The sequence below is a fragment of the Aeromicrobium sp. genome (genome assembly GCF_014378035.1).
GTDB lineage: Bacteria > Actinomycetota > Actinomycetes > Propionibacteriales > Nocardioidaceae > Aeromicrobium.
Genome location: NZ_JACMOM010000115.1, coordinates 1 through 6,132, shown reverse-complemented (window position 1 = coordinate 6,132; position 6,132 = coordinate 1). Strand labels below are relative to the sequence as shown.

Annotated in this window: 6 protein-coding genes; 5 read left to right on the top strand and 1 reads right to left on the bottom strand. The window is 66.2% G+C overall.

Translation table 11 applies throughout. The features are described from left to right. The 4 genes from H7290_RS05680 to H7290_RS05665 form a co-directional block, all read left to right on the top strand. A partial coding sequence (locus H7290_RS05680; RefSeq protein WP_290513045.1) for a nitronate monooxygenase occupies window positions 1-987 on the top strand: 987 nt, incomplete at its 5' end. A 20-nt stretch (window positions 988-1,007) separates the two neighbouring features. Continuing rightward, window positions 1,008-1,346 carry a MaoC/PaaZ C-terminal domain-containing protein gene (locus tag H7290_RS05675; RefSeq protein WP_290513043.1) on the top strand — a complete coding sequence of 113 codons (339 nt, stop codon included), beginning with the start codon at window positions 1,008-1,010 and terminating at the stop codon, window positions 1,344-1,346. 869 nt (window positions 1,347-2,215) lie between these two features. Further along, complete coding sequence (locus tag H7290_RS05670; RefSeq protein WP_290513042.1) at window positions 2,216-2,590, top strand: acyl-CoA dehydrogenase family protein; 375 nt, start codon at window positions 2,216-2,218, stop codon at window positions 2,588-2,590. A 176-nt stretch (window positions 2,591-2,766) separates the two neighbouring features. After that, complete coding sequence (locus H7290_RS05665) at window positions 2,767-3,795, top strand: PDR/VanB family oxidoreductase (protein WP_290513041.1); 1,029 nt, start codon at window positions 2,767-2,769, stop codon at window positions 3,793-3,795. Window positions 3,796-4,222: 427 nt separating this feature from the next. Here the strand turns inward: H7290_RS05665 and H7290_RS05660 are convergent, their stop codons facing one another. Continuing rightward, the gene (locus H7290_RS05660; RefSeq protein WP_290513040.1) at window positions 4,223-5,335 is read right to left on the bottom strand and encodes a substrate-binding domain-containing protein; all 1,113 of its coding nucleotides are present in this window, start codon (window positions 5,333-5,335) and stop codon (window positions 4,223-4,225) included. 194 nt (window positions 5,336-5,529) lie between these two features. Between H7290_RS05660 and H7290_RS21275 the strand changes: the two genes are divergently transcribed. Beyond that, on the top strand, window positions 5,530-6,132 hold a 603-nt coding region (locus H7290_RS21275), incomplete at its 3' end, for an EthD family reductase (RefSeq protein ID WP_366927599.1).

Here is a 6,132-nt window from a genome sequence, read left to right as displayed (position 1 = left end):
GAGTTCACCGAGAAGTTCGGGATCGAGCACCCGATCGTGTGTGGCGGGATGACGGCGGTGGGTACCGCCGACCTGATCAGCGCGGTGGCCAATGCGGGCGCTCTGGGGTTCCTGACCGCGCTGACCCAGCCGTCACCCGAGGCGCTCGTCGCCGAGATCGCTCGTTGTCGGGAGATGACCGACCGGCCCTTCGGGGTCAATCTCACTATCCTGCCGACGATCAAGCCGGTGCCCTACGACGAGTACCGCCAGGTCATCGTGGAGAGCGGCGTACCGGTCGTCGAGACAGCGGGCAGCAGTCCCGCGCCCCACCTACCCTCCTTCCACGCGGCCGGCGTCCTGGTCATTCACAAGGCGGTGTCGGTGCGTCACGCGCTGAAGGCCCAGGAGCTCGGGGTCGATGCGGTCAGCGTCGACGGCTTCGAGTGCGCCGGTCACCCCGGGGAGGACGACATCGGTGGTCTCGTCCTGATCCGGGCCGCCGCCCGGGCGCTCCGCGTGCCAATCATCGCGAGCGGAGGCATCGCAGACGGCGCCGGTCTGGTCGCGGCACTGGCACTCGGCGCCTCGGCGGTCAACATGGGCACCCGCTTCATGGCCACGACCGAGGCGCCCATCCACGACAACGTCAAGCGGCAGATCGTGGCCCACACCGAGCGTGACACCGTGATGGTCTTCCGCGAGTTCCGCAACTCGGCGAGGGTCGCGCGCAACTCCGTCTCCGAGAAGATCGCTGAGACATCGCGTCGCATCGGGGCCACCTTCCCCGACGTCGCCGACCTCGCGTCCGGCGTACGGGGCCGGGAGCGGGTTCTCGGGCGGGGAGAGATGAACGGCGGGATGTGGTGGGCCTCGCAGGCCCAGGGCCTCATCGATTCGGTCGAGAGCTGCCAGGTCGTCGTCGACTCCATCGTCACCGAGGCACAGCGGATCATCACCAAGCAGCTGCCGGCCCAGCTCGCGACCTCGGCGGCTGCCCGGTCGTGAGCCAAGGCCACACCGACGACGTGAGCGCCTCCCGGGGTCGTTTCGGCGGACTCATCGCCCACGGGCTACTCGGTCTCTCGATCGCGATGGGACTGGCCTCGAGACTCGCTGTCTTCGAGCGGTGCTCGGTAGCTCTCCTCGGTGTCGACGGCTGGCGGTTCCGCCACCCCCTCCGTGCCGGAGACACCGTGTCCTGCACCGTCGACATCGTCGGCGCCCGGATCACCAGCGCCGGCGATACAGGGATACTGGAGCGACACTTCACCCTGCGCAACCAGGACGGCACGGTGGTGCAGGAGGGCGAGATCAACCTGATGGTGACGACGCGATCCCCATCGGACGCCCGAGGTGCTTCGTGAGCGCCGCTGGCATCACTACAGCCAGAACATCGGCGGAGCCATGGGGTCAGTGGCACCATCCCGAGGTCGCCCTTGCCGACCTGAGCCTGGCGGCCCTGTTGCGACGTCGTCGCCGGCCGCGTTCAACTGCACCGATGTATTGCCACGGACAGCCGTTCCCTCGGCCGACCGCCACCATCTCCGAAAAGGCCCACATGCTGTACCAGGCTTACGAGATTGGCCGCACTTCCCGACACCTGTAAGGGCGGGCGATCGAGGTCCAGGCCCGCGCCCTGAGTGCTGTCCCCGAGCTCCTGGACCGGGCCTACCCGGGCCGGGCGGCGACGGCCGCAACAGAGGTTCCTCGAGGTGCTACAGCTCACCCATGCTCGCCTCGACTTCGGGGTGCACTCGGTGATGTCGGACGGCGTCGACGTCGAGGTGACGGAGGAAGTCGTCGTGCGGCCCCCTTTGCATCGCTCGTGCGCTTCGCCAAGTCCGACATCAGTTCGCACGCCCAGCCGAAGGTGCTGGTCGTCCCCGGCCTGGCGGGCCACTTCGCCACCTTGGTCGAGCCGCGGTGGCCCAAATGCTCATCGACCACGAGGTCTACGTCGCGGACTGGCACAACGTCCGCGACGTCCCGCTAGCGTCTGATGCGTCGGTCTCGCCTGCACATCGTCACGGGCGGCGGTCACCTGTGGCTCCTCGATCACCCAAAGCGGAGCCCCGGTGTCATCGAGGAGTTCCTGGCCCGTCCGGACGGGGCCGGGTAGTGACAGAAGACCCGGTGAAGATGTAGCCGCCGGTCGAGACTCCCAGATACTCAACACGGTTTCAAGTTACTATGCCTTGTTGGTTCCTCTTCGACACAGAGCAGGAGAGTCGCAGTGAGCTTCGACTTCACGCTGAGCCCCCGCGTCGAGAAATGGCGCGACGGGATCGCCGACTTCGTCCGCGAAACCGTCATCCCCCGTGAGCAGGAGGCCTTCGAGCATGGGCTTACCGACGACCTGCGCCGCGAGCTCCAGGCCGCCGCCCGGGCGGCCGGCTGGTGGGCGCCCCAGGCCGCGGCCGAGGTCGGTGGCGGCGGCTTCGCCTTCGACGAGTCCGCGGTGCTGCTCGAGGAGGCCGGCTACAGCCTGCTCGGCCCGCTCGCGATCAACTGCGCCGCGCCGTTCGTGCATGCCTATCCCACCCAGGGTGAGGCGCTCGGCGAGGCACACCTGGCGCTCGGCGGCAGCCCGCTGCACGCGCACGTCTGATGTCCAGCCCACAGTCCACCAGTGGAGGAGGTCGGCGACGCGAAGGTCGCAGTGGCCAGGGAGTCGCGAGGAGTAGTGCGGCGACGCGAAGGACTCTCTCGACAAGTGGACGAGGGCCGTGGAGTCCCTGTGACCGGTACCCCTATCGACGAACGAACTAGCCCCCACGAGGCGCGATGAGCATGGAGGAGACGACAGGCCCGAGGCCACACGTTCAGGCGGTGGCCCACCAGACCACGACCCTCACGGTCACGACGCGGGAGTTCGAGGCCGTCGTCCGCGTCGAGGCGAAGGCAATGGTCGCCGAGGGCGTTGTCGCCGTTTCCTTGCGCGAGGTCAACGACCGGCCATTGCCGCGGTGGGAGCCCGGAGCCCACGTCGACCTGGTGCTCGACAAGGCGCCCAGCCGGCAGTACTCACTGTGCGGAGACCCGGAGGACCCACACCTCTGGCGGCTGGGGATTCTGCGTGACCCGGAAGGCAGCGGCGGGTCCCTCTACGTGCACGACGAGCTGCAGGTGGGTGACCTCGTGCGCGTGCGGGGGCCGCGCAACAACTTCCGTCTCGTCGCGTCGCCGCGTTACCTCTTCATCGTGGGCGGGATTGGCATCACCCCGATCCTGCCGATGATCGCGGCGGCCGAGGCGGCGGGTGCCGAGTGGGAGCTCGTGTACGGCGGCCGAGAGCGCGCCTCCATGGCCTTCCTGGACGAGCTCGCTGACCACGGCGGTGACCGGGTCAGGGTGGCACCGCAGGACGAGGTCGGGCTGCTGGACCTCGAAGCCCTCCTGGGCGCCCCCCGACCCGACACCCTGGTCTACTGCTGCGGTCCCGAAGCGCTCCTGAATGCCGTCGAGCAACGCTGCACGGGGTGGCCAAGTGGCTCTCTGCACGTGGAGCGCTTCTACGCCAAGCCGCTGACCGAGCCGGTCCTGTCAGACTCGTTCGAGGTCTACCTGGCTCAGAGCCAGGTCACGCTCACCGTGGCTCCCGACGAGTCCATCCTCGACCTCGTGGAGCAGGCAGGCATCGTAGTCCTGTCATCGTGCGCCGAGGGGATCTGCGGGACGTGCGAGACGCCTGTCCTCGAAGGCGTTCCGGACCATCGTGACTCAGTCCTCGACGAGGATGAGCGAGGGGCCAACGACTGCATGATGATCTGCGTCTCCCGAGCCTGCACGCCTCGCCTCGTGCTCGACCTCTGACGAACCGTCACGGGCCGTGTCTCAGGAACCCGGGTGCAGCGGGTGGCACGGTGGCCCGCATCTCGGTGGGCCCTCTAATCGTGTGCCTCCGGCTGCAGGACCGTCGACCAGGTCCAGACCGAAGGCCGGCGTCCTCGCGAACCCATTCACCAAGCCCGCCTTTCACGTTCATGCAGGCGAGCGGGGCATCAAGCTGCACTGCCCCCGACGATCGAAGAAGATATCCACTCCGCCAGGACACGCCTCGTTGGCAGGGTCTCGAAGGCCGGAACATCGTCGACCTCGAAGTGTTGAGCCGTGGTGGAGGGGCCGTCCGAACGAGAGGATGACCACGTGCAGGTGGTGGGCATGCTTCCAGATGGGCGTGCAGTGTGAACTCAGCTCACGTCGCCACTGGTATCCCCAGTGGCGACGTGAGGTGTGAAGCTCAGTTCACGAGCCAGAGCTTCTTGAACTCGTCCTCATAATCGCTCACGCCGACGTAGTAGCCCGCATCGTTCAGCTCCACATCGTCGATGTTGTCCGGTGTGATCATCTGGAGCGGCAGGAGCACCTTCTCCGCCGGCGCGAGATCGTCCCCGTTGAAGTGCCTTGCCCACATGTCGATCACACGCCAACCCAGGATGTACACCGGGAAGCCGGTCCAACCCGCCTCTGTCCCGGCCCTGATCGCCTCGATGTTGGCCTCGGCGGGCGTTTCGCCTGAGACCTCCACATCGCTCAGGCCTGCGGCCTGCATGGCCGGGGTCAATCCCAGGGTCATGTCTCCGACGCTGAACATTGCGTACTTCAGGCTGGGGTCTCTCTGAAAAGTGCTGACCAGGGAAGCGGGGAGCTTCGTGCCGATGTCGCTGGCCTGACTGTCGATCTCGGTCAACTTGCAAGCGGGGCACCACTCGTCGACGTACTTCTTGACCGCCTCCTGCCACGCCACCAGGATGGGGTACTCACTCAAGGTGAAGGTGGCTCCGTGGCCGAGGCCCTTGCTGTTGACTACGAATTGGGCGGCCACCATCTTGCCCCAGTTGGCGACCTGAGTTGCGTTGTCGAGTGACGTGCTGATGATGGGTCCCGACGGGTCTTCCACAACGGTGTCGCCCAAGAGCGCGATGCCCGCGTCTGCTGCCGCTTGAACCGTGGCTGCGCCGAAGGCACTGCTGGGCGCACCGCTGAAGGAGATCCCGTCGGGCTTCTTGGCAATTGCGGACTGCAGAGCCTGCTGTGGGCCCTCGGCATTCGGAGCCACCGACACGGTCTCAAATCGCCAGCCCAGAGCCTGCGCTCCAGCAGCCATCGCGTCGGACTCGAGCTTGGCGACCGGCTCACCGCTCTGGAGACGGATGATGTAGATACCGGCGTCTGGCTTCTTCGAGAGCGGAACGGTCAGCCCGATGTCGGATGGGTTTTCGGAGACCGATGCCAGATACGCCTCGGCTGCGGCGATACCGGCGGGGTCTGCAACAGCAGTCGAGTCGCCGCCACCGGAGTCGTTGCCGCAAGCGGCAAGAGCGACACTCAGGACGCTGACGCTTGCTGCCACACGGATAATTTTACGCATTTGGGGATCCTTTTCCGGAGTCGAGATTGATAGTGAGCCGGTGCACCCCCGAGTGCGATGCGGTGTGGCTCAGCACATGATGCTTGGGCAACTGAGCGCCTGTCCAGAGTTTCTGGACATCAATTAAAACTTGATGCGTACTATGCTTAGCAAGTCGTTGGCGTCATTAGCATCGGTTGCGAGTAGTCGAAAGGGATGCGTCACGCGCGGAGCGGTGGCTTTGCCGCTGCACGAGAACCGGAGAGGTCGGTCATGCAACGGCTCGCGATCCAGTACGGCGCTCCGGCAGAACCCGAGCGTTGGACTCGCATTGCCGCAACGTCAACGTGCCGTTGATCCTCGGCGTGGTTGGCCTACAGCGCCCTACTGCCAGCCGTCCATGCCTCTTGGGTGATGAATCACCGGTCCACCTGGTCGCCGAGATGTGGTTCGACGATGCCGATTCCATGCGGACCGCACTGGAGTCGCCCGAGATGGCGGCGGTCGCCGCCGACTCCTCAAATTTCGCGGTCGCGGGATCGTCACCTTCGCGGGAGCTGTCGAGGACCTTTTGGTCTGAGGGCTGCTGCTGGCGAAGTTTCCACATTGCGCATCAAGTATCTGCTCACCGACAGATGGAGCCCTGGATGTTCAGCAACGAGTTCACCGAGAAGTTCGGGATCGAGCACCCGATCGTGTGTGGCGGGATGACGGCGGTGGGTACCGCCGACCTGATCAGCGCGGTGGCCAATGCGGGCGCTCTGGGGTTCCTGACCGCGCTGACCCAGCCGTCACCCGAG

Excerpts from the sequence above, each read along its gene's own strand:
- H7290_RS05665 (WP_290513041.1), top strand. The coding sequence starts at position 2,767 with ATGAGCATGGAGGAGACGACAGGCCCGAGGCCACACGTTCAGGCGGTG.